21 protein-coding genes and 6 pseudogenes are annotated in these 22,875 nt (G+C 56.4%); 12 read left to right on the top strand and 15 right to left on the bottom strand.

The window, feature by feature from the left end:
- Window positions 1-12: 12 nt before the first annotated feature.
- Together MU558_RS04175 and MU558_RS04170 are read right to left on the bottom strand one after the other, a co-directional pair.
- Window positions 13-270, bottom strand: a complete 258-nt coding sequence (locus MU558_RS04175; RefSeq protein WP_246972194.1) for a hypothetical protein — start codon at window positions 268-270, stop codon at window positions 13-15.
- Window positions 271-1,602: 1,332 nt separating this feature from the next.
- Window positions 1,603-2,511: pseudogene (locus MU558_RS04170) on the bottom strand (IS110 family RNA-guided transposase); the annotation flags it as partial.
- A 46-nt stretch (window positions 2,512-2,557) separates the two neighbouring features.
- On the opposite strand from MU558_RS04170, the pseudogene MU558_RS04165 reads away from it, so the two are divergent.
- From MU558_RS04165 to MU558_RS04155, 3 pseudogenes are all read left to right on the top strand, one after another.
- A pseudogene (locus MU558_RS04165) lies at window positions 2,558-3,586 on the top strand (IS630 family transposase); the annotation flags it as partial.
- A 106-nt stretch (window positions 3,587-3,692) separates the two neighbouring features.
- Window positions 3,693-4,823, top strand: a pseudogene (locus MU558_RS04160) (IS1634 family transposase); the annotation flags it as partial.
- A gap of 110 nt (window positions 4,824-4,933) precedes the next feature.
- Window positions 4,934-5,935: pseudogene (locus MU558_RS04155) on the top strand (IS4 family transposase); the annotation flags it as partial.
- Window positions 5,936-6,125: 190 nt separating this feature from the next.
- On the opposite strand, the gene MU558_RS04150 reads toward MU558_RS04155, so the two are convergent.
- Window positions 6,126-7,298 carry an ISH3 family transposase gene (locus MU558_RS04150; protein ID WP_246972190.1) on the bottom strand — a complete coding sequence of 391 codons (1,173 nt, stop codon included), beginning with the start codon at window positions 7,296-7,298 and terminating at the stop codon, window positions 6,126-6,128.
- Window positions 7,299-7,366: 68 nt separating this feature from the next.
- Between MU558_RS04150 and MU558_RS04145 the strand changes: the two are divergent.
- From MU558_RS04145 to MU558_RS04135, 3 genes and pseudogenes are all read left to right on the top strand, one after another.
- Window positions 7,367-7,654: pseudogene (locus MU558_RS04145) on the top strand (IS4 family transposase); the annotation flags it as partial.
- A 114-nt stretch (window positions 7,655-7,768) separates the two neighbouring features.
- Window positions 7,769-8,212 (top strand): DUF4870 domain-containing protein, encoded by a 444-nt coding sequence (locus MU558_RS04140; protein WP_246972189.1) that lies wholly within the window; start codon window positions 7,769-7,771, stop codon window positions 8,210-8,212.
- An 84-nt stretch (window positions 8,213-8,296) separates the two neighbouring features.
- Window positions 8,297-9,691, top strand: coding sequence for a DUF6498-containing protein (locus MU558_RS04135; protein WP_092936229.1), 1,395 nt, complete (start codon window positions 8,297-8,299; stop codon window positions 9,689-9,691).
- A 73-nt stretch (window positions 9,692-9,764) separates the two neighbouring features.
- Here the strand turns inward: MU558_RS04135 and MU558_RS23115 are convergent, their stop codons facing one another.
- From MU558_RS23115 to MU558_RS04100, 8 genes are all read right to left on the bottom strand, one after another.
- Window positions 9,765-9,893, bottom strand: coding sequence for a hypothetical protein (locus tag MU558_RS23115; RefSeq protein ID WP_262488534.1), 129 nt, complete (start codon window positions 9,891-9,893; stop codon window positions 9,765-9,767).
- A gap of 112 nt (window positions 9,894-10,005) precedes the next feature.
- Window positions 10,006-11,310, bottom strand: a complete 1,305-nt coding sequence (locus MU558_RS04130) for an IS4 family transposase (RefSeq protein WP_425607621.1) — start codon at window positions 11,308-11,310, stop codon at window positions 10,006-10,008.
- Window positions 11,311-11,638: 328 nt separating this feature from the next.
- Entirely contained in the window at window positions 11,639-12,463 is an 825-nt protein-coding gene (locus MU558_RS04125; RefSeq protein ID WP_246966781.1) for an IS5 family transposase, read from the bottom strand.
- Between the two features lie 215 nt (window positions 12,464-12,678).
- The gene (locus MU558_RS04120) at window positions 12,679-12,933 is read right to left on the bottom strand and encodes an arsenate-mycothiol transferase ArsC (RefSeq protein ID WP_246972187.1); all 255 of its coding nucleotides are present in this window, start codon (window positions 12,931-12,933) and stop codon (window positions 12,679-12,681) included.
- A gap of 540 nt (window positions 12,934-13,473) precedes the next feature.
- A complete protein-coding gene (locus tag MU558_RS04115; protein WP_015298633.1) occupies window positions 13,474-14,289 on the bottom strand; it encodes an IS5-like element ISNpe14 family transposase in 816 nt (271 codons plus the stop codon).
- A gap of 69 nt (window positions 14,290-14,358) precedes the next feature.
- Complete coding sequence (locus MU558_RS04110; RefSeq protein WP_246972186.1) at window positions 14,359-14,583, bottom strand: arsenate reductase/protein-tyrosine-phosphatase family protein; 225 nt, start codon at window positions 14,581-14,583, stop codon at window positions 14,359-14,361.
- A gap of 15 nt (window positions 14,584-14,598) precedes the next feature.
- Complete coding sequence (gene arsB, locus MU558_RS04105; protein ID WP_322987035.1) at window positions 14,599-15,765, bottom strand: ACR3 family arsenite efflux transporter; 1,167 nt, start codon at window positions 15,763-15,765, stop codon at window positions 14,599-14,601.
- Entirely contained in the window at window positions 15,758-16,156 is a 399-nt protein-coding gene (locus tag MU558_RS04100) for an ArsR/SmtB family transcription factor (protein WP_246972182.1), read from the bottom strand. Before MU558_RS04100 ends, arsB begins: the two co-directional genes overlap by 8 nt.
- A gap of 150 nt (window positions 16,157-16,306) precedes the next feature.
- Between MU558_RS04100 and MU558_RS04095 the strand changes: the two genes are divergently transcribed.
- The 4 genes from MU558_RS04095 (at window position 16,307) to MU558_RS04080 (ending at window position 19,034) form a co-directional block, all read left to right on the top strand.
- A complete protein-coding gene (locus MU558_RS04095; protein ID WP_246972180.1) occupies window positions 16,307-16,729 on the top strand; it encodes a RidA family protein in 423 nt (140 codons plus the stop codon).
- Window positions 16,730-17,195: 466 nt separating this feature from the next.
- On the top strand, window positions 17,196-17,438 hold the full coding sequence (locus tag MU558_RS04090) for a thioredoxin family protein (RefSeq protein ID WP_246972178.1): 243 nt from the start codon (window positions 17,196-17,198) through the stop codon (window positions 17,436-17,438).
- 6 nt (window positions 17,439-17,444) lie between these two features.
- Window positions 17,445-18,374: a permease gene (locus MU558_RS04085; protein WP_246972176.1), complete on the top strand. Its 930-nt coding sequence runs from the start codon at window positions 17,445-17,447 to the stop codon at window positions 18,372-18,374.
- A gap of 279 nt (window positions 18,375-18,653) precedes the next feature.
- On the top strand, window positions 18,654-19,034 hold the full coding sequence (locus MU558_RS04080) for an ArsR/SmtB family transcription factor (RefSeq protein WP_246972173.1): 381 nt from the start codon (window positions 18,654-18,656) through the stop codon (window positions 19,032-19,034).
- A 231-nt stretch (window positions 19,035-19,265) separates the two neighbouring features.
- On the opposite strand, the gene hcsS is transcribed toward MU558_RS04080, so the two are convergent.
- On the bottom strand, window positions 19,266-19,457 hold the full coding sequence (gene hcsS, locus MU558_RS04075) for a halo-CC-star protein HcsS (RefSeq protein ID WP_246972171.1): 192 nt from the start codon (window positions 19,455-19,457) through the stop codon (window positions 19,266-19,268).
- Window positions 19,448-19,588, bottom strand: a pseudogene (locus MU558_RS23300) (halo-CC-star protein HcsL); the annotation flags it as partial. The gene hcsS and the pseudogene MU558_RS23300, both read right to left, overlap by 10 nt.
- A gap of 47 nt (window positions 19,589-19,635) precedes the next feature.
- On the opposite strand from MU558_RS23300, the gene MU558_RS04070 reads away from it, so the two are divergent.
- Together MU558_RS04070 and MU558_RS04065 are read left to right on the top strand one after the other, a co-directional pair.
- Entirely contained in the window at window positions 19,636-20,241 is a 606-nt protein-coding gene (locus MU558_RS04070; RefSeq protein ID WP_246972169.1) for a helix-turn-helix domain-containing protein, read from the top strand.
- A complete protein-coding gene (locus MU558_RS04065; RefSeq protein ID WP_246974815.1) occupies window positions 20,220-20,708 on the top strand; it encodes a transposase in 489 nt (162 codons plus the stop codon). The genes MU558_RS04070 and MU558_RS04065 overlap by 22 nt, the downstream gene beginning before the upstream one ends.
- On the opposite strand, the gene MU558_RS04060 is transcribed toward MU558_RS04065, so the two are convergent.
- Window positions 20,705-20,944 (bottom strand): YlbF family regulator, encoded by a 240-nt coding sequence (locus MU558_RS04060; RefSeq protein WP_246972167.1) that lies wholly within the window; start codon window positions 20,942-20,944, stop codon window positions 20,705-20,707. The genes MU558_RS04065 and MU558_RS04060 overlap by 4 nt on opposite strands.
- A complete protein-coding gene (arsA, locus tag MU558_RS04055) occupies window positions 20,941-22,872 on the bottom strand; it encodes an arsenical pump-driving ATPase (protein WP_246972165.1) in 1,932 nt (643 codons plus the stop codon). The genes MU558_RS04060 and arsA overlap by 4 nt, the downstream gene beginning before the upstream one ends.
- Window positions 22,873-22,875: the final 3 nt, after the last annotated feature.

The raw sequence follows: 22,875 nt of genomic DNA, 5'->3' as shown, positions 1-22,875 counted from the left end.
AGTTTAGATTACTCACAAGCTGATAGCTTTTCCCACCTGATCAACCAAATTCTCCCAACCAAGAAGAAGAGCAAATACCAGTAAAATCACCACAGGAGATAACGCTAACCAGAGATTTGGATCAATACCAGATACTACAATAATCTGCACCGTACCGGAATATAGAATCGCCAATGTGAAAATAGTCTCAATAGTAGCTTTTTTCCTCTCAAACGCCTCAAGGCTCTCTATCTCTGCCTTGTTTGAACCATTACCGAGGCTTATACCCATATGCAGCCATTATCCATCTCTACCAAAAATAGATTTCGTAGAACATCTTACGGTAGAGCTCTAGCACCAGAATTGACATCCTCCTCTGCGTAAACGCGGAGGAATCCTGAGCGTTGGAGATTTCAGGTTTGCAGTCCCACCGAACCCCAGCACGGTGAGAATCCGTGTCGGGTTCGCGGTCTCTGGCGGGTGGGACTGCTGGGAGTGCCAGGCCCCCGGTACTCCTATCCTCGTGCCGCGTTCGACCCTCGTGGTTGTTTTTGCCCGGCGAGGGTCAAGTGGGCGTCAATAGACTCGGAGTTACTTTCCGTGGTGCTTGCAGCGGTCGGGAACTGCATCGGTTCATTATAGGAACCGACCGTTCACCTGACTGGTTCCGATTACTGTCTTGTTGCTTGGGGCGGGCAGGCCGCCATCGTAGGACTGGCGGGAATCGCTCCGTTCCCGACCGATTCCTACTTCTATGATTCAGGGTGTCATAAAACAGTTCCCAAGGTGGTTGCTTTCAGGACTGTCGAGGATGAATCGCCTGCTCACTACGCTTGCTTAGCTACGGAATGGTTTCCAGGGCGGCGGGATTGTTCCAATAACGGCCAGGGCAACAGCTGGGAACCAGTAGAGGGCGACGACCTCAATCGTAAGTTGGTTTTGAGCGTACAGAAACCCGCAGAGGATTACGAATGGGAGGGCAAAAACGGCCCAAACAGCTACCGCTCGTTGTGTGTCCTCATCCATAGCATCTCGTTCGTTTTCCCGGTTGATGTCTCTTCGTTGAATACCTTATGCCCTCTGTATCGAACGATTCCCTCCGCTACGAATGAGAGTGTGCGAACCGTTGTATGACACCCTTTCTATGATTGGTTGTCTGCCACTTCAAAGCATGGATTAGAAATATCTGACGGGGGTATTGCAGCGTGGATTGCATCCGAGTTGTCGGATTCATCCTCTGCCTAACGGCAGAGGTGTTCTCCTCGCATCTCTATAACCTTCTTGAGTCCTTCAATAGACTCGACACATGCAGAATAAGGGATGACTCGACTGCTGATCTATTGAATACACGCCTTGAATGTATCATTCTGATCTCCAGACGAGTAAAAGCTGGTGGCCGACTTGCGCTGTGTATTCACCTATGGAAATTCTGCTGACTGACCAAACCACGCTTGCTAAGATAATTCTTCGGGCGACGAGGACTTGCTGTAGTTTTCAAGCGTAGAACCGACAACCGGCGAACCGATAGCTACTGAAACAGCCATCAGGCGGGGGACTTCCTGTTTGCGAGAGCAGTCGCTCACGCTGCCACCAACCGGCCAATGAGCGCCGCCTCGGCGGCGCTCAGGCACTCACCCCTGGTGGATCGTACACCTCCTCACGGTCCAGCATGTGATACATTGAAACCAGCAACTTCCGGGCGGTTGCGACAATCGCTGTTTTCGAGTTCTTCTTTCGAGCTAACCGGTTGTAGAACCGGCTAAGGTACTCGTCTTCGCACGTATGTACCGCTGAGTACGACGCTTGAACGAGCAGCCACCGGACTCGTCCTGACCCTCGCTTCGAGATGCTCCCCTCAAACCGCGAGTCGCCAGACTCGCGGATTATCGGGTTCAATCCAACGTAACTTACGACCTCCTTGTCCCGGTCAAACCGGTCGATCTCTCCCAACTCCGCGTAAATCGTCAACGCCGTAAAGTAACTCACACCAGGAATCGTCATCAGGAGCTGGGTCTCCTTCAGAGACCCAGCCCGCTCCTCAATCTCTGCTTCCAACGACTCAATCTGTTCAGTGAGCGTCTGAATGATCTCTAGATACGACTCCAGCAACGCATCCCACGGTGCCGGGAGTGAGAGTTCCGTCAGGAACTCTCGTCCCTTCACACTCAGTGGTTTCACCTCCTGAGTGATCCCGTGATCACTCAACAAGCCATGGATCTTGTTCGCGTACTCGGTCCGATTCTCAACGAGCTTCTGGCGCCCGCGCACAAGTGCGCGGGCTTGCCGAACCTCGTCGGTTGGAACGTAGCTTTCAGGAATTGAGCCTAACCGAACCATCCGAGCGAGTTGTTTCGCGTCGACGCGGTCGGTTTTCTTGTCCGAGTCGGAGATCAGCTTTAATTCGCCTGGATTGGCGACGGTCACATCCAGATACTCTGAAAGAGTATCATGGATGTGGTAGTAATTGCTGGTCGCTTCAAGCGCGGCTTTGGACCCAGCGTACTGCTGGGCAAAGTCGTCGAGGTTCGCGTTTTAATGAGTGAGAGATCTTTTGTAAGTCGCTTCTCGTGATAGGACAATGGGAAACAGTCGTCGGAAAGACATAACCTATCATCTTCCTGAAGAGCGAATCGACGAGTTACATCGTGAAGCTGAAGATGAACACCGGCTACGACGACTTGGGTTTCTGAAGAACCTCTACCAGGGAGATACAATTCCGGAGGCCGCCGACCGGGAAGGGCGGTCGGCGGCCACCGGTGATCGATGGGCAGAATCGTGGAATGAAGGTGGCTTAGAAGCACTTATGCCGAGTTTCGGGGGCGGACGGCCCCCGAAACTCGACGAAGACGAACAAGACGAGCTGGTCGAGCTTCTCCGGGAAGGACAGCCCTGGAAATCCCAAGAGATCCAGCACTTGCTCACGGAAGAATTCGATGTTGAGTACCATCCGGATTACCTCGGAACATTTCTCCGTGGCCTCGGGCTGTCCTACGCAAAACCACGGCCAAAGCGTCCATATCGTCCGGAGAATCCAGAAGAGATTCTCGACGAGCGCGTCGAGGACGCGCTCGACGAGGACTCGGACGACGATCCACACAACAAGCGTGAGGGAGACGAAGATGAAGGCTGGACCGTTGACGACGATGTCTGCACAGATGGCGGCACTGTTGTTGGATTTCTTGATGCATCGCAGCCACAGCCATACGATAATTCGCGGCGCGTCTGGTACGTGGACGATCCTCATGTAGAGCGACCATTGGTGAAGACGGAGGATTCTGCAGTTGGGTTCTATGCACTCAACGGAGAGAGTCTGGTAAGGTGGACCGAAGATGAGACGAAAGAACGGATTTGTAGAGTGTTAGAGGAGGTCCGCGAGCAGAATCCGAGTAAGCGGATTCTGCTCGTCTTGGACAAGCACGGATCTCATACGTGTGAATACACGCGCAGGCACGCCCATCAACTTGGGATCGATCTCGTGTTTCTTCCATCTGGGTCGCCTCATCTCAACCCAATCGAACAGGTCTGGAAACATCTGAAGTGGACAATGTCTCCGATTATTGTCCAGGACGAAGATGAGTTCCACGATCTTGTCAAAGACGTCTTTGAACCCCACTTTCAGTACCTCATCCAGATTGACAACGTTATTTCCTGTTGAGGAGTAGGGTGAGCTTCTTGAGGCACTCAGACAAACTCACGGTACCGTGAGTTCGTCTGTGAAAATCCTCGCACCGGGACCTCTTCCGGTCATTCGTGCTATCTGTGAGGAAAGTGGCCTCATTGAGGTTCTCAATGAGGATCTCGATTGGGACGAAGACCGCTCCCAGCTTTCGCCCGGGTTGCGGCTCATGGCGTTAATCATGAACTGTCTGACTCAAGGGCAGCCGATGTATCGGCTGCCCGAATTCTTCCGTGATACCGACACAGAGAACCTCTTTGGCGAGGATACTGAACCTGAAGATCTCAACGACCATACCCTTGGACGAGCACTCGACAAACTCTCTGAGGGCGACCCAAGCACGGTCCTCGGGACCGTGCTGGTCGAAGCCGCTGCTCGCGAAGATGTTTCTACCGACGTGCTTCACGCGGATACCACCTCTTTCTCCGTTCACGGACTCTACGAAACTGACGAAGACACAGACGAAACACTCTCTATCACGCATGGCTACAGCAAAGATCATCGGCCGGATCTCAAGCAATTCCAAGTCGGGCTCGGTGTCAACCGAGCCGGCGTTCCCGTCGTCGGAGACATCCTCGACGGGAACACCTCTGACAGCACCTGGAACACTGACCTCATCGCTCGGCTCCGTCAGCGGCTCGCCGCTGACGAGCCCCCCGTCTATGTCGCTGACAGCGCGGTCGTCAATCAAACATCGCTCGATCAAGCCGCTGCTGAGGGCATCTCCATCATCAGTCGACTCCCACGTACATACAGCGCGGTCGATACGCTCATCGACCGCGCGTGGGAGGCCAACGACTGGACCAATCTTGGAACGTTTGTCGATGACGAAGACGACGAAGACGCTGCCTCCTACCAGATTCAAACCTTTCAAACTCCCATCTCTGAACACAATTTGCGGTGTGTCGTTGTCCATTCGTCCACGCTTGACGGACGCTCTGAACGACGCATCGACAACGATCTCGACAGCACCGAAGAAGATCTTGAAGACGCGGTCGGTCAGCTGACCGACCGCTCGTTCGCCTGTGAACCCGACGCTCAGGAAGCGTGGGACGCGTGGCTCGACGATCACAACAATCCCTACTTCGAATTCGAAGCAAAGGTCGTTGAAACCGAACAGAAGAAGAGCCGCGACAAACCGGGACGACCGCCGAAAGAATGGGACCCATCCGTCTTTAGCTAAGCCAAGAACCGCATGACAGCGGCGGCTTATCGGAGTTGCTTTTCGGAAGGAATGAGGAGGTGACAGCTGTGCACACCGAAACCTCCTCACGTCACATTGAACGCCGTCTCACTAACCTCCTTCCCTCTGAAGCGCTCGAAGACCACGCCGATGCCGTCGGCGTGGTCGAGCGCGAGGGGAAGCTTCAGCTCCCGCCACTTGTCTGGTCGTTTGCGTTCGGCTTCGCCGCAGGCGAAAGCCGAACGCTTGCGGCCTTCAGACGTACCTACAACTCTACCGCTGACGAGTCACTTTCTCCGGGCGGCTTCTACCAGCGGTTGACTCCGACGCTCGCAGAGTACCTCCGCGACCTCGTCGAATACGGGTTCGACGAGGTCGCTGTCCCTCACACCGTCTCTGATGAGTTCGACCGGTTTCGAGACGTGATGATCGCTGATGGAACCGTCCTGCGGTTGCACGAGTTGCTCTCTGAAGCGTACAAAGCACGTCACGAGGAGCAGGCTGGAGCGAAGCTCCACCTGCTCCACAACGTCACTGACCAGACAGTCGAACATTTCAACGTCACAGACGAGAAAACGCACGACAGCACGTTGTTTAACACAGGATCGTGGCTGGAAGGACGGCTAGCGATCTTCGACCTCGCCTATTTCAAGTACCGGCGGTTCGCGTTGATCGACGAGAACGACGGCTACTTCGTGAGCCGACTGAAAAAGAGCGCGAACCCGGTTGTAACGGAGGAATTACGGGAATGGCGCGGCCGCGCCATTCCCTTAGAAGGCGAGAAGATCTTCGACATCGTGGATGATCTCTCCCGGAAGTACATCGACGTGGAAGTCGAGGTCGAGTTTGACCGACGAGAGTACGCGGGCACGCAGTCACGTGATACGAAACGGTTCCGCGTCGTCGGCGTCCGCAACGAGGACGCCGACGACTACCATCTGTACATCACGAACCTTTCTCGGGAAGAGTTTCTCCCGGCCGATCTAGCGACGATCTACCGATGTAGATGGGAAGTAGAGCTGTTGTTCCGTGAACTGAAGACGCAGTACGAACTGGACGAGTTCGACACGACGAAGAAGCACATCGTAGAGATTCTCGGTACTTCCCGAACGTCGCTTCGTGAACTGTGCTGAGTCATGGACGAACAGAGCGAATGCCGGTGTGGTAACTGAGTGAACAGGAAATAGAATCCACGGATGAGGAGAAGTGAAGTAAGAAGGCTGAGATACGCTGTTCTAGGCGAATGCTGTTGCTCACCAGGAGCTTGCCCACGGCCGCGGGCTGGCGTCAGCCCGCGGCCGGCGCGTATGCTTCTGGCACACCTGTTCCGTTCATCTCGATCTCCCAACTCCGCTCTAGCTCTTCCTCTAATGCATGTCTGATCCAGTCAGAGAAGGTCTTGAACGTGAATTCCTCGGGCAGGTCGCGCCCGCCCCGCTGGGGGCGGGCGACGACCGCCCATCGAAGCACAAGCCAGAGGTTCTCCAACAGGAATCCAACCAGGACGAACGCGAAGCGGATGATTGGGTCTTGTGTCGTCGTTACCACTCGTGCTTGGCGAAATACACGGTAGCTCGTTTCGATCGCTGACCGTTTTCGATAGAGCCGTTCGACTTGTTTCGGCGTGCGATCGGCCAGATCGCACGCCACATAGCCTCGAACGACCTCGCCGCTTTTCCCGCGATCTCCGGCGTGATATGATACAGCGACCGCGAGCGGGAATTCCAGTTCCCGCTCGCGGCCTTTGTACATCCGATAGGTTGTCATGTACGAGCAGTGCGTATCCAGCTTCTTCCTCATGCGCTTGCCCTTCTTTTGGACGGGAACGACAGTCGCAGCAATCTCCCGTGAGCGGCGCAGAATACGTTCGTTGTAGAAGCCACGATCAGCCAACAGAAGCTCTATCTCGAAGGGATAGGCTTCGACGCGGTCGAGGACGCGCTCGACCGCGTCGGCCTCTTTCTCATCACTACGGACGTACGTCATCGCCAGCGTCACTGGCTTTCCGTTCGAGACGAGATACGCCGTGCAGTACCGGTGGCACGTCGTTGTTCCGTCTTTCGCGTGCATGCGGCAGAGTTCACCTTCTTCATCGGCGTACGTTCCGTGGTAGGGGTTATCGACGAAGTCAATGGAGACGATCCTCGACCGATCAGGGTCGAGGATCGTCATCGCCACCTCCCTGAGAAGGCGGTTAGCAACCCGCTCAAGCCACTCTCGGTTGAGCGTATGGAGCCAGTCCATGACAGTATCATCACAGGCAGCGTTGTCGTTGTCCTTGCACGTCTCCCAGATGGACGTCTGATTGACTGCTGCAAGAATGACAACAACCCAGATATCGCCGGGATCGAGGGGCGAGCCCTCGATCCCTGGCAAGGGGAGCTGGCAGATGACGTCTTCCGCTAAATCTTTCACGTCCGAATCCGAAAGAACACCGTCTGGCTGAGGGATACTGAACACATTCACTCAACCAGACATCTTCCTCATGAGACCAACGCTTTAGCTCCAGCTCTCACACCAGTCGGGAAGTACCGATTCTGCTGTACGCAGCGTTGTTATCCTTGGTCGTGAGTCGTGATTTACTCGGTCTGGTCATAGAGCACGCTGATGATGGGATCGTGTTTCCGCCGGAACGCTGGGCGGCGACCTTTCGGTCGCACGCCCAGCTCATCCTCCGCGAACTGAGAGAGTATCTCGCCTACTCACCGCCGCCACTGCTACAACGACTGATCGAAGACGCTCAGAAGATCCACAGGCAACGACCAATCCTGCAAGAACAGCTCGCTACTACCATCCAACCGGCTGCTGAGGCTTAGCTAAAGACCAATGAGGCGCATGTCTTCCAGACCAAAGGTACTTATATCCATAATGATATAAATTCTACATGAAAGAGACACTGAACAACCTGTAGATCATAGATTACCACATCCATGACATTCACAGCAACTCTATCTGACCCTGAACTGTCCGATGAACGCTCTATCGGTGGCATCCTCGTCCACCTGCTTGGACTGTTTACTGGATTTCTCGGTCCCCTAATCCTGTACGCTGTTTCAGATAATGAGTTCACACGGACGAACGCCCGTCACACCATCAATTGGCACGTTACCGTGTCCGTACTCATGATTGTCGCCCTTGTGATGTTCTTTCTCGGCGCCGATGAGATCACTGTCCTAGGAGAAACAACTGAGGTTTCTTTGCTCCCAGCCCCGCTCGATCTCGTGTTTGGGCTCGTCGGATTCCTCCTGATAATCGTCCTAGTGATTGCAATATTTCTTACGTTGGTGTACACCATCGTCGCAACGGTAAAAGCGATATCTGGATCGACTTGGACGTATCCTGGAGCGATCGCTTTCGTCGAGAGATATAGGTAGACATTCATGTTATCTCAAGAAGAGAAGCTGGTTGAACATGGCCGAGATTGAACTGGACGTGCTCAGACTACAGATGGTGGATCTATGAAGCCACCATCAAACGATTCGTCTGCCGCGTTTCTGGTGACAGTCGCGGCGAACGTCGTCCCGCTGGTCGGCGTGTTTCACCTCGGGTGGAGCGCAAAGACGTTCGCTGTCGTCTACGCGATGGAACTGGTCGTCGCTGTCCCGTTCGCCGGGTTGAAGGCATTATTCGCGCGCCGCCCGCCGAACTACGACGAGCTGGAGCGCCCACAGGAGGATAACCCGCTCAAGGGCGACGAGTTAGGCGGGGTCTCCGTCGGACCGAGCGACCTCAACCGCCGGCGCGGGAGCGTCACGGTCGTCGACTCGCTCCCGCCGATCTACCCCCGGAACTACCCGTTCGTCTTTCGATCGTTCGTGGCTGCCGTGGCGCTCCTCGGGATATACCTCGCCGTACTGAGCCGTTTCATCGACGTGCCGGCGACGCTCGCCGATCCGATGGTGGCGGCGAGCGCCGCCTCCCTGATTGTCTCTCAAGTCGGCGTCATCAACCGCGAGTACTTCCGCAAGCGGCGCCACGAGACGAGCACCCCTCGAGACGTGATCAGAAGCGCGAAGAACGAGGCTGTGGTAGCTATAGTGTTGCTCTGGTTCGCGGCCGCCGGTGGTCCGACCGGCGCGCTGGTCGCGTTCGTCACGGTGAAGCTATTCGCGGAGTGGGGGGACTACCGCGCCGGGCAGTCGTCCACCACCGACAAGGGGGTGGGGACGCTCCCGCCTGTAGCGGCTCCGGATGCGTCGCCGACGGCTGAGGTCTGTCCGGACCGGCGCGCCGTCCGCGGCGCCGCGTTCTGGCGGGGCGCGAAGTCCGCAATCGGCAGCGGCCCGGTGTACCTCTTCGCGTGGATTGGGCTCACCAGCGGATCGACAGGGCCGGTCGCTGCCATGGTGGTCTGTTTCGGCCTCCTGCCAGCCATCATCGGCGGGCTGAAGGCCGTCGAGTACGCCCTCACTCACGGTACGCTGGCGTACCAGCGTCGCGACGACACGGTGGTCGCGTACGACGACCTTACCGATACTGTCCAGTGGGAGATCCCCGTCGACGACATCCGGAACGCCGAGTTGTGCGAGGGAGAGTTCGTCGACCGCTCCTGTGATACTCGGACGTTCTCGCTCACCCCCTCCGTGGGGGAGTATGACCTCAGCGTCGCGCACCTCCGGGAGTATGACCGGGCTGTCGAGGCGTTGGAACTCCCCGTCGAGACGACGGCGTTCGGCCCACTCGACCGACGCGTGGCCGGGGTGGCAGCCGTGGTCGGAGCCTGTGGCGTCGCCGCCGTGGCGGCCCTCGCCTACTCCGCTCCCTCCGTCGGGGCGGTCGCCGCCGGGTGGGGCGGCCCGTTCGGCGTCCTCGTCCTCAGATCGGCGTGGCAGTGGGCGCTCCCGGCCGCCTGATCCGACGTCGACGGAGGGCGGAGCGGGCGCGTCGCAGCCCGTCACCGCGACGCGTCCGCCCCACGTATCGGGATCAGAACTCCGACAGCTCCGGGGCGGACGAGCCCTGACTCGAGAAGGGGACGTCGCTGACGATGGCGACTTTGAACTCGAATCCGGGGTTGATCGTCAGGATGTCGGTCCAGAAAATGTTGTCCTCCATGCAGACCTCGAGCGAGGACTCATCGGCTGAGCTGATTCTGTTGGAATCCTCAGCAAGTGATATATTCTGATTGGGTTGTGGTCAATACAGATGCTGCACCATTGGTCTTTAGCTAAGCCTCAGCAGCCGGTTGGATGGTAGTAGCGAGCTGTTCTTGCAGGATTGGTCGTTGCCTGTGGATCTTCTGAGCGTCTTCGATCAGTCGTTGTAGCAGTGGCGGCGGTGAGTAGGCGAGATACTCTCTCAGTTCGCGGAGGATGAGCTGGGCGTGCGACCGAAAGGTCGCCGCCCAGCGTTCCGGCGGAAACACGATCCCATCATCAGCGTGCTCTATGACCAGACCGAGTAAATCACGACTCACGACCAAGGATAACAACGCTGCGTACAGCAGAATCTCTACGATGTGCTTCTTCGTCGTGTCGAACTCGTCCAGTTCGTACTGCGTCTTCAGTTCACGGAACAACAGCTCTACTTCCCATCTACATCGGTAGATCGTCGCTAGATCGGCCGGGAGAAACTCTTCCCGAGAAAGGTTCGTGATGTACAGATGGTAGTCGTCGGCGTCCTCGTTGCGGACGCCGACGACGCGGAACCGTTTCGTATCACGTGACTGCGTGCCCGCGTACTCTCGTCGGTCAAACTCGACCTCGACTTCCACGTCGATGTACTTCCGGGAGAGATCATCCACGATGTCGAAGATCTTCTCGCCTTCTAAGGGAATGGCGCGGCCGCGCCATTCCCGTAATTCCTCCGTTACAACCGGGTTCGCGCTCTTTTTCAGTCGGCTCACGAAGTAGCCGTCGTTCTCGTCGATCAACGCGAACCGCCGGTACTTGAAATAGGCGAGGTCGAAGATCGCTAGCCGTCCTTCCAGCCACGATCCTGTGTTAAACAACGTGCTGTCGTGCGTTTTCTCGTCTGTGACGTTGAAATGTTCGACTGTCTGGTCAGTGACGTTGTGGAGCAGGTGGAGCTTCGCTCCAGCCTGCTCCTCGTGACGTGCTTTGTACGCTTCAGAGAGCAACTCGTGCAACCGCAGGACGGTTCCATCAGCGATCATCACGTCTCGAAACCGGTCGAACTCATCAGAGACGGTGTGAGGGACAGCGACCTCGTCGAACCCGTATTCGACGAGGTCGCGGAGGTACTCTGCGAGCGTCGGAGTCAACCGCTGGTAGAAGCCGCCCGGAGAAAGTGACTCGTCAGCGGTAGAGTTGTAGGTACGTCTGAAGGCCGCAAGCGTTCGGCTTTCGCCTGCGGCGAAGCCGAACGCAAACGACCAGACAAGTGGCGGGAGCTGAAGCTTCCCCTCGCGCTCGACCACGCCGACGGCATCGGCGTGGTCTTCGAGCGCTTCAGAGGGAAGGAGGTTAGTGAGACGGCGTTCAATGTGACGTGAGGAGGTTTCGGTGTGCACAGCTGTCACCTCCTCATTCCTTCCGAAAAGCAACTCCGATAAGCCGCCGCTGTCATGCGGTTCTTGGCTTAGCTAAAGACGGATGGATGCTGCACTGACCGAAGAGGACCCTTCGGATTTTGACAGAGCCGCTGCGGCCATCTGAATCCGGAACCGTATGCATTGAGAAGATCAGTCTCAACTTCTGGGTGTATTTGGAAATTGAGACTAAAGCAGGTCTAGCGGGCCTGTAATGCGTGGTTCTGGACGGATTGGCGATCAAGAACTGTTTCAGACCGCCTCTCAATCGTCCTCTCCTGTGCTCTGTTGAATAGATGCTGAGTCACGGTTACAGCGGTTCACACAGCGATTCTATGTTAATGATAGCGAACATCAAGACAATTTCACGGAACTGCCGATACCAGCCGAGCGCTCGCACGGCGTCGCCGAGCGAGCGCTTGGTTGTCGAGTACGACGTTTCGGCCATCCACCGCTGAGAGTAGCCTTTTGCCCGGTTGAGCGCGTTGTTCAGAGCTGCTTTCGGTGATGATCCACGATAGTGAACGAGGTACTCAACGTCATATGCGGCGATTTCGTACTCGGTGTGCCAGTCTTGGAAGCCATTGTCGGCGGCGACGGACTGCAGGTCGTCCGCGTTTCGGCGGACGACCTGCGGTCCGGTCTTCGTATCATGCTTCCACCGTGCTGTGATGTGAACGTCAAGAACCGCAAGCGATTCCACATCAGTTAATGTCGTCACTTTCAGCGTCTGTACGGTACTTCCCGACCGCTGGCGGAAGTACGACGACGCACGGCGGCGGTCGAAAAACGTGCTGTCGAGAGCGGCGTGTCCAGATTGCGGGTGCTGCTGCGCTGAAACGCGCAGCAGCGCCCGCCACACCCACATTTTCAGCCGGTCGAATGATTTGTAGATCGTGCTGTAGTCCGGCAGATCGTCCCGATCTAAGCCGAGCGCTTCACGAATCTCAGTCATATACTTCAGCCGATTCGGCGTTTCACGGTAGCTGTGGCCTTCTTCGAGCCGAAAGCAGTGCAGAACGACGTGGACCCAGCGGGCGAACCCGCCGCTGGCGGGCTCGCCCGCATGCTTCCCCAACGCTTGTTTAGCTAGGTCACGACACTGCTCAACGAAGTCGAGGATATCGAGTTCCATAGGACAGAACCGAATTCCTCGGCTTCATCCTTCTAAACTAGTGATATCGGCTGATTAGATCGCTATTCAACAGAGCACTCTCCTGTTGTACCGGGGAGCAAGACATTACCCAAGTCTGAATCATAATATGTTCAGGATGGCTTTATATCCACGTCTACGGTAGGTGGATGCTGAGATCGATACTCTCGAGATGTCGATCGGTGTAGGGATGGTTGCTACGCCGATTCGATCTCGTCGAATAGGTCGTTCACTCGTCGTTCGATCTCGTCACAGATCTGGCTAACTTCAGCAGCTGACTTCCCGTCCGGATCGTCAAGCTCCCAATCCCGGTTCTCACCAGCCCATCCGGCAGGACAGACACCGTCGGCTGAACAACCCATCGTGATGACGTAATCGCTCTCCTGTGTTTCCTCGAACGTGACTTCCCGGGGCGTCCGCCCCGAAATATCGATTCCAACTGCGTTCTGCACGCAGACGAAGGCAATTCTCAGTGGGTCAGTTTCCATGTTCTCAGTCATGTGTAGTAGAGTGTGCGCGACGCTCCGCCTGATCTGGCAGATCGTCGATAAGTTCGATCACCTGTTGTTCGATTTCAGTGCTGATTGCCCAGACAGACTCCAGATCGGTGTCTACTGGGTCGACGAACCCCCAGTCACGAACGACGACCCCCGGTGGCACGTCCTCAACCGATAGTGCACAGCCCATCAACGCTACGACGTCACACTTCTCGAGCGTGTCACGGGTGATCTGTGTCGGTGACTGTTCGGACATGTTGTAGCCTTTTTCATGCTCTGTTGAACGCAAGACGGCGGCAGTATTGAAATTTTGATATCCAGGCAGATGGCGTTAGAACTCCTGTACTGATTGTTTTGAGATCTGGATGATGTGGGAGGAGTACAGTTCGTTGATTCTGCAACCATCAGAATTAGGTCACTTTGTGAGAACCCGTACGTGGATGACGGCGATGTCTCTGGCGGATACGTCCAGAGAAAGAGAGCAGGCGGCGAGCCCTAACTCGCCGCCTGCGATAGGTTATGCACGATACACTTGCGCGTGAGCTCTCGGAACTGGCCGTGCCAGCTCCGAGAGCGTAACTTCTCACCGTCATCCTTCAGCAGTGAGAACGCAGTCTCACTCAGTGTCCGCTGATGGTACAGATCTTCGTCCATCCGAGCGTTATGCGCTTTCTTCAGCGCATTGTGCTCCCTGTGTTTGATTAGCGGTCGTGTCGCGCCAGCGCGACACTCCTCTCTGAGATCTGACCACGAATAGTTCGCATCTGCAAGGAACTCTTGCAGGTCTTCGGCGTTGCGCCGATAGACCTGCAAGCCGATGTGTCCGTCCCACTTGCGCTTCGTCGTGAAATGAACGTCTTTGATCGCCAGTGACTCTGTATCGACCAAAATCGTTGTCTTCAGCTTGTGAAACGAGAAGCCAGCACGATTCCGGTAATGATAGCTGGTTTGATCTCGCTGGAAGCCACTGGCGTCGATTGCTGCTGTTCCCGACCAGCCAGCCTGCTCCGCACTGCGGCGGAGCAGGCTGCGGAGTTCACGCATGTCGACCTGTTGCTCCCATCGACAGAGCGTGGTGTGATCCGGCGATTTGTCGATGTTAAGCTCTTCACGGATGGCTCTGGAGTCATTGAACCATGCTTCAGTCTCTCGGAAATCTTTGTCGAGTTCCGCATGCAAGAGGATAAACGCGATCTGAGTCCACTCGGCGAACCCGCTGGCGCCGTCCGGCGCAGCGGGTTCGTCAGGGTTATCCACGTGCTGTTTGGCAAGATTCTTACACTGCCGTATGATCGGCCGTTTCGACCTCATATCGCAAGACGGCGTCCAATTCCCCACAAGCCTCACGGAAATCAGCCGAGAACAAGGCTGAAACTGGTGCTATTCGACGCTGCAACAGAGCACTTTTTCACCCATCACCTCTATGACGGCCGGATAGATCGCTTCGGCGGGATCTGTCCCACCAGAGATGACCTCGATGTCGGTTCGATTCCGGATCTGGACTTGGGTTTCGGCGAAGGCAGCAGCGATCTGGCTCCGACCTGCGTTTTCGACGCAGACGAACGCAAGGCGGAGCGGGTCAAGGGTGTCTGTGTGTGATCCCATTGGCATGTCTTGTTGTTAGTCGTCCTCCGCGGGTGGATTGGAGGGAGGTGTGTTGAGCTGTCCGGTTGTGGCACCACTCCAGTCGAAGCGCCGCTGGAAGTACAGTGCGACGTTGACCAGTGCGAGTAGAACCGGCACCTCGATAAGCGGACCGACGACGGTCGTGAAAGCGACGCCAGAACCGACGCCAAACACCGCGACTGCAACCGCGATTGCGAGTTCGAAGTTGTTCGATGCGGCGGTGAACCCGATCGCGGTCGTCGTCGAGTAGTCCGCGCCGATGCCACGTCCCATCCCGAAACTCACGAGGAACATGACGACGAAGTAGATCGTCAGCGGGACGGCGATCAGGAGGACATCACCGGGCGATGCGACGATGGCCTCGCCCTGAGTCGCGAACATCACGATGACGGTAAACAGCAACGCAATCAGCGTCAGCGGGTCGATCTTCGGGACAAACGTCTCCTCGTACCACTCCTCGCTTTTGGTTCGCGTTCCGATGTACCGGGTAAGGAAGCCGCCGGCGAAGGGAATGCCGAGGAAAATGACGATCGCTCTGAACACCTGCGCTGGCGTTACGTTGAACGTCTCGATGCCGGCGACGAGCGCCTCCATGCCAAGGAGCGGCGGGAGAAACAGGCCGAAGAACCAGACGTAGACGCCATAGGTGACGATCTGGAAGAGACTATTGAAGGCGACCAGCCCAGTCACGTACTCGGTCGAACCCTCGGCGAGTTCGTTCCAGACGAGCACCATCGCGATACACCGGGCCATCCCGATGAAGACGAGTCCGAGGAAGTACTCCGGGCGTGCGGGAAGCCCGGGCACGAGCCCACTGAAGAAGACGACTGCGAGTCCGAACATCAGCGTCGGACCGATGAGCCAGTTTTGAATGAGGCTCAATCCGAGGACACGCCAGTTGCGAAAGACGGTTGGAAGCCGCGAGTAGTCCGCTTTCGCCAGCGGCGGATACATCATCGCGATCAGACCGATCTGGACGAGGTGGAACTCTTGAATCGGCTGTGTGACCGACGGCGCGACGAAACCAAGTCCCACGCCGATGGCCATCGCTCCGAAGATCCAGACGGTGAGATACTTATCGAGAAAATCCATCGACCGCGGATCGCCACAGCTCTCGCAACCACAGTTCGGGCCGTGTTCGTGCGCGTCGGTATTACTCATCCGTGATCATCCCGTCCAACAGCGTCAGGATCGCAACCGCGCTGTTCGAGGCACGATACTTCCGCCACCGCCCGTCCTTCCGGCGTGTCACCAGACCGGCGTCGGTTAGCTCAGAGAGTGCGTGACTGATGGCACTCTCGCTCGTATCGATCATTGCGTTCAATTCACAGACACAGAGCTCGCCGTCAGCGGCGACGAGTAGCCGAACGAGCTTGTACCGCGTTTTGTTCGCAAGCGCTGCTAGCACGTTGAGATCCGAGTCAATCCGCTCGGTCGAGAGCACCGCCTCGAGCGTATCGAGCTCGTCGAGTCGCTGATCGACGTCCTCGGGACGACAGTCCTCGAGTTCGCCCTCGAGATATCGCTGAAGACGCTGGGTCGCTGTTGACATCATCCTCAATTGAGACTCTACTCAATTAATACTTCCGAACGATACCGAACGATAACTGGTAAACTCGATTAAACCGCTGATTTAAGGTGTATGGTAGACTTTGGCGTAGTGCCCAACAAATCTATAAGTGAGCATTTCTTCAATTGAGGTATGCAACAGTCAAACATCAATCAGCATCAGTTGCCGTCTCGTGCAAGCGTCTCGAGTCGCAAACAGCGTGCCGGGACGGCGTTCACCGGCGGCTACGGCACGAAAACTGGGAGTTCTGACCTCCTGTTTCTGGAGGGGCAACTTCCAACTGAGGACGGTGTGGTCGACGGCGATCAGCCAGCGGCGGCACAGATGAACCGCGCGCTCTCGAACCTCGAGACGGCACTCGAAGAACAGGGCCGAACGCTCGAAGACGTGCTCAAGGTGACGGTGTATCTCACCGACCTTGAGCAGTACGACGCGGTTAACGAGGTCTATCGCGAGGCATTCGGTGAGCAGCTCCCAGCGCGGGCCGTTGTCGGTGTTTCGGAGTTACTTGGTGGTGCCAGCGTTCAGCTTGACGCGGTTGCGGCAATCGAGTGAGGATTTCGTTCTCGAACGGTTCTCGTGGGATAGCTAAATGTTATCCGAGAAACAGTGTATCGAAGTGAGTCGTCCTGTGTAGACTGAATTGATCTCATATCGAAGGTTCCCGATTTATCCGACACTCGACTTGAGTCCAGTCGCACCCGATCTGAACCCGATCGAGTCAGATGTATACTTGCGTTCACCGGATGTATCACCTCTTATTCTGTCGAACAAGCCAGCCATCCACAATATTTGTCTTTTCCAAACTGGTAATATACCCCCTCTCGAGGACTACCTCTGAGTGAGGTTCGCACGAACAAATCGAGTTTTATCGAAACGTACTAATACCGCACCGGACTTTATCGATATGTATGGCAGATCCAATGGTCAACAAGACCGTGGACGCACAGGATGGAACCGATTTGACGGCAGATAACTCCCGGCGTTGGAACGGCGAAATCGAAAAAACCGGAGGTGACCTATGAAAATCACCGTTTACGGACCGGACGGTTGCAGCAACTGCTCACAACTCAAAGAGAAAGCTCAGAACGTCGTCGACGAAAACGGATTCGACGCGGACGTAGAGAAGGAAGGGGACATGGCGAAGCTGGCGGAGAAAGGCATTATGTCCACGCCAGGCTTCGAGATCGACGGCGAAATGGTCTTCAACGGGTCGAATCCGTCTGAAGACGAGTTACAGGAGCTCATCGAGGACCGGTTGTAAGAACCCATGGTTTTTCAACAGATAGCCACATACGTAGTCGAGGCTCTCGGACTCACGGGGTCGCTGAGAGCGGCGGCTCATTTCTGGATCTACGACACGCTGAAGATCCTCTCGATACTCATCGTCGTGATTTTCGGCGTGACGTACCTCCGAACGTACTTTCCGCCGGAGAAGATCCGGGACTATCTCCAAGGGAAGCGAGCAATAACGGGGTACGCACTCGCTGCGTTGCTCGGAATCGTCTCCCCGTTTTGCTCCTGTTCGACGATCCCGATATTCCTCGGAATGGTCGGTGCGGGAATCCCGTTCGGGGTCACGATCACGTTCCTCGCCGTCTCGCCGATGATCAACGAGGCTGCGCTCGTCGTGTTGCCGGGCGTCGTCGGATTCAAACTGACAGCCCTGTATGCGGTGAGCGGGATCGTGATCGGGATGTCCAGCGGTTACACGCTCAATAAACTGGGCTTCGACAGATACATCGAGGAGTTCAATTTCGGCGACTCGGATGTCGAAATCGATGAACCCTCGAGAAGAGAGCGTGCCAGAGAGGCGTACGTCGAGGCAAAAGACATCATCGTCGAAATCGTGCCATACGTTATCGTCGGCGTCGGAGCGGGTGCAGCTATCCACGGCTACCTGCCCGGCGAACTGGTGACACAGTACCTGTCGGGGCCGCTCGGCGTCTTCGGCGCGGTCGCCGTCGGTGTCCCGATGTATACCGACATCCTCGGTGTCATACCGGTCGTCGAATCGCTGATCGGGAAAGGACTACCGGTTGGGACGGGCCTGGCGTTCATGATGTCGGTTGCTGCACTCTCGTTCCCACAGTTCATGATCCTGAACAAAGTGATGAAGAAGGAACTGATCGCGGCATACGCGACGACATTGGCAACAGGTATCTTGATCATTGGATTGCTCTTCAATCTAATACTCTAGATTCGTAGTTGACTCAACGAAGCCAGCGTTCAGGTTGACGTCGTTGCGTAAGTCGACTGATAATATCTTCAGTATACCGCGAAGACCTCTAGACTCGCGTCTGAGAGAGTTCATTCACCGAAACCTTTAGCAGCGAACCAGCCGTTAACGATTTGTATGGCAGCTTCTCCGGTCAGCAAGGCTGTGGACGCACTGGCTGGAGCGAATTCGGCCGTCGCTGATACCTCCTGTAATTGTGACGCCGAACTCAAAGATGTTGCCGGTAAACAGTAAGCAACGATGGCTGACTCAGTACCTGAATCGGCACGACAGACGCTGGACCGGCTCTATGAGGACCCAGAGAATCGCCTCTCGTCGCTATTTGAACTTACGCCAGACGACGAGCAAGTGAACGCGCAGCTTACGGTGTTCAAGGCACTGGCAAACGAACACCGCATTCGAATTCTCGAAGCTCTCAGAGAAGGCGAGTTGTGTGCGTGTGAGCTACAGGTTGTTCTCGATGCACCCCAATCCACGGTCGCAAGTCACCTTCGAGAACTCAAAGACGCGGGGATAGTCAAAACCCGACGTCAAGGCAAATGGACCTACTATCGAATTGGAGACACTGCAGTTCTCCAGTTGCTCGAGATCTCTTACGCGCTTACCGACAAGACTGACTAGCGCCTCTAGGCCCCATTGGTGCAGTGAAGTCACTTCTCGAACTCACGAGTGTAGTGCAAGAACTGCATACCATCCTCCCACCGTCACTTTACACCCGTCTTGCGAGAGTACCGATTCTACGCCCCGTCTCACGGACTCAGTGTTTTGGTTTCTGTGCTTCAATAGTCGCAGTGATGATATATTCACACATGACCTATATGATAAATACTGGTGTGGCTATCAGAGCTGCTGTTAGCAGCAGTCGCTCCCAGCGTCGCAGACTGCACCGTACTCGAGACCAATCTCGTCGCTGATAGCTTCATTACACTCGATCAACAACGCCTCGAACTCGGCCGCTGTCGCCTCCGACTGCGCCATATCGAGGTCCTCACCGAGTGCTTCGGCGGCGGCCAAAACTTCTTCGTCGGAAGAGCTCAACAGCACCCACCTCCCAGTAACTGCGCGAACTCCCGTCTGATCTGCTTGCTGATCACATCGTTCGTCTGCTCGAGAAGGTCGACGAGCTCCTCTTGCGCTGCCCGATGCTGTTGGATCGTCTCGTTGTTCGAGAGCTCATAGTGTCTAGGGAAATGTTTTACCTATAGAGACACTGGTATTGGTAATGGGTCGGCTCGACGACATCACGCTCGAAGAACTCTATGATCTAAAGGACCAGATCGACAAAGGGAAGCCGCGAGAACGTGTTCTCGCGGCGATTGGGCGTAAGCAGGGCGATCAACTGGAGACACTAGCTGATCGCCACGGTGTTGTCGAGAAAACGATTCGCAACTGGCTCGATCGGTTCGAGGAAGAACCGATCGAGCAGGCACCGTACGACGCTCCTCGACCAGGAGGTCCAGCAAAAATCGAGGGCGAAGACCGTGAGCAACTGTTCGAACAACTGCAACAGCCGCCGACCGAACTCGGCTACGACCAGCAAGCGTGGTCAGCGAAACTGTTGCTCCATCACGACGCCAAAGAGGATACGGCGTCGAATACCACGAAAACCTACGCGTACGACTTGCTGAAAGAGGCCGGCTGTCCTTGCGGACAGCACGGCCTCAACATCATGAAGCCGACCCTGAGAGAAAGCCGAGTTCCAAGAAACAGTCGAAAAAAACGACCCGAACTAACCGACAAAACCGTCGTTGTTGTCGATCAGCACACAAACACGTCGGAACTGTCCAACGACGTGGCTTCTACCCGATTGGCTCAAATCCGACAATAGAGGTTGCAACGTCGTGGGATTCAGTGACCGTGCTGGCGCTGTCACCGACGACGGTGACAGCTTCTTCTGCTGCTGCACCAGAAGAGAATCTCACACGGAACCATGGGATTCGGCTGTTAGAGGCGTTAACCGAGCGGTTCGGTGAGGAGTTAGTGGTGTTTCTGGATCGAGCGGGCTACTTCTATGCGAGGGATCTCTGGGAGCACGTGAGTGGTGAGCGCGAGACCGAAACTGTCGGAGACAGTTCGGTCTCGTGCGTGCGCGGAGACGATCTCGAAGTCTGGTACTTCCCGTCAAAACTCCCCGAATTGAACGCCGTCGAAGGGTGTTGGGACCAGCTGCAAGAGTGGTTCAAGTATCGACTCGTCCCTGATCTCTCGTCGCTGAAAGACTACATCTCACGAGGTGTAAAAACAATCAGCGAACCCAGCATTTGGCCGTATCTTACCGGTAAAGATTCGAACTAATCACTATCAGTCTGTAGTTCCTGAAGTTCGCTCATAACCGACGGGTCGAACTCGTCTCCTTGCAACTGCTGTTGTTTTTGCTGGTACGCTTCGAGCAGTGACTGCGCTTCATCGTCCGCTTCGAGTTGCTCGCTTGCGTCTACGAACTGTTGATAGGTCTCTGAGTCGCAGAGCGTCTCGATGAACGCCTGCAGCGACTCTTCGACGGCTGGCTCTTCTGACACAGCTTCACTCACGACGCCGTCACCTCCTGTTCCGTCTCCTTAGTGATATCGTCCAGCCCGGTGATCTCCTCACCGAACGCGCGCAGTTCGTCTAGTCCGACCGGCTCGTCCTGGCGCAGCGGGGCAAGCATCATCGGCACGTCGAACCGATCGCTGATCTCGCCGAGGTACTTCTCCTGCTGGGCGCGGCGGTTCTCAAAGAAGGCATTGTCGCCGTATTCCTCGGGGAGCAGGTAGTTCGCTACCACCAGCGAGGTCTCGATCCCAACTTGATTTTCGAGATCCGCGGCAGCCCGGTAGGCCTCCATCATCGGGGTGTACTCGGGGTACATCACGAATGCGAAGGTACTCCGTTTTGGATCTTTCATCGTCTCGATGACTTCGTCGTACTGGTCGGCTTTCGCGGGTGCGGCGCCCTTCGTCAGCGAACCGAGGTCCATGAACCCCTTCCAGTCGGAGGGAAGTTCGAGGAGTCGGAGTGTGTGCCCTGTGGGGGCGGTGTCGAAGACGACGACATCGTACCCGTCCTCGTCGAAATAGCTCACGAACTTTTCGAGGGCAGCCATCTCTTCGGCACACGGTGACTCCAGTTCCTCTTCAACGTTCGCGATCGCCGCGTCCACGTCGATCTGGGTGTCCTCCTTGTCCTCGTACATCTCGGTGACGTGGTTGAGGACCTGCGTGCGGTACTCCTCAAGCGCTTTCTCCTGGTCGATCCGTGCCGCGTCGAGGTTCGCCTGGCTGACCGAGGTCGGCTCGTGGCCGACCGGCTCGCCGAAGATGTCCTCAAGATGGGCGGCCGGGTCGGTGGTGATGACGAGCGTCTCGTGGCCCGCTTCGGCGAGCTTCGTTGCCGCCGTCGAAGCGATCGTACTCTTGCCGACGCCGCCCTTCCCGGTGAAGAAAAGGTACCGCGTCTCGTCGCCCGGTTGAAGCTGGTCGGCGACCGCCTCGGCGTCAGCCATCGAATCGAAGTCAACTGCGGTCTCGGCGTCTACGTTGGTTGCCGTTCCGACGTCGACGGCCGCCTCGTTGCCACCGTAGAGGACGCTGCCGACGTCTGCGAGCAGGTCAAGTCCTGCAATCTCGCCGGGTTGGAGTGGGTACGTCGCCATCGCGTTCGCGTCGAGCTCCGTCCGTGCGCGCTCGATAACGGCCTGCTCGTCTTCACGCTTCCCCTCGAAGAATGGATCTTCACACACTGACTCGGGCAGGTAGCCGTTGATGATCAGCAGTTGGGACTCGATCCCGAGCTCGCTGAGGTCGCTCGCGCTGCGTTCAATCTCGTCGATCGAAGAGTCCTTGGGCTTGCCGACGAACGCGAATGAAGTCCGCTCATCGTCCTGGAGTGTGTCGATGGCACGCTCGTAGTCCTGTTTTCGCTCCTCCATCGAGGCTGCCGGCCCGATACAGGTCGAGCCGCCCTTCTCCAGTTCGGCGTTCCAGTCGGAGGGCAATTCCATCAGGCGGATGGTGTGTCCCGTGGGGGCGGTGTCGAAGACGACGACGTCGTACTCCGGGCTATCCATGAAGTCAACGAAGTTATCGAAGGCGGCGATCTCCTCGACACAGGGACTGTTAAGCTGTTCTTCGACCGTCTCGATCTGATCCTCGCCGAGCAGTTCGCGCATCGGTTCGATCGTCTCTTGACGGTACTCCTCGGCTGCGGTGTCCGGATCGATCTCGATGGCCGAAAGCTTCTCGATGTCGTCGATAGCGGTGACCTCGTGGCCGATCTCCTGGCCAAAGATGTCCGAGAGATTCGGCGCAGGGTCGGTCGTCACCAACAGCGTCTCGTAGTCGTTGTCGGCGAGCCAGGTTGCCGTCGCGCAGCTCACGGTGCTCTTGCCGACGCCGCCTTTGCCGCTGAAGAAGACGAACTCGGTCTCATCACTCGTCGGCTCGACGACCGCTCGCGCGTCGGTGGGCGTTGTGCTCATGCG

Origin of the sequence: Natribaculum luteum, from assembly GCF_023008545.1 — an archaeon.
In the GTDB taxonomy this organism is placed as follows: domain Archaea; phylum Halobacteriota; class Halobacteria; order Halobacteriales; family Natrialbaceae; genus Natribaculum; species Natribaculum luteum.
The sequence above is the reverse complement of the archived record's forward strand: the minus strand, read 5'-3'. Positions and strand labels throughout refer to the sequence as shown.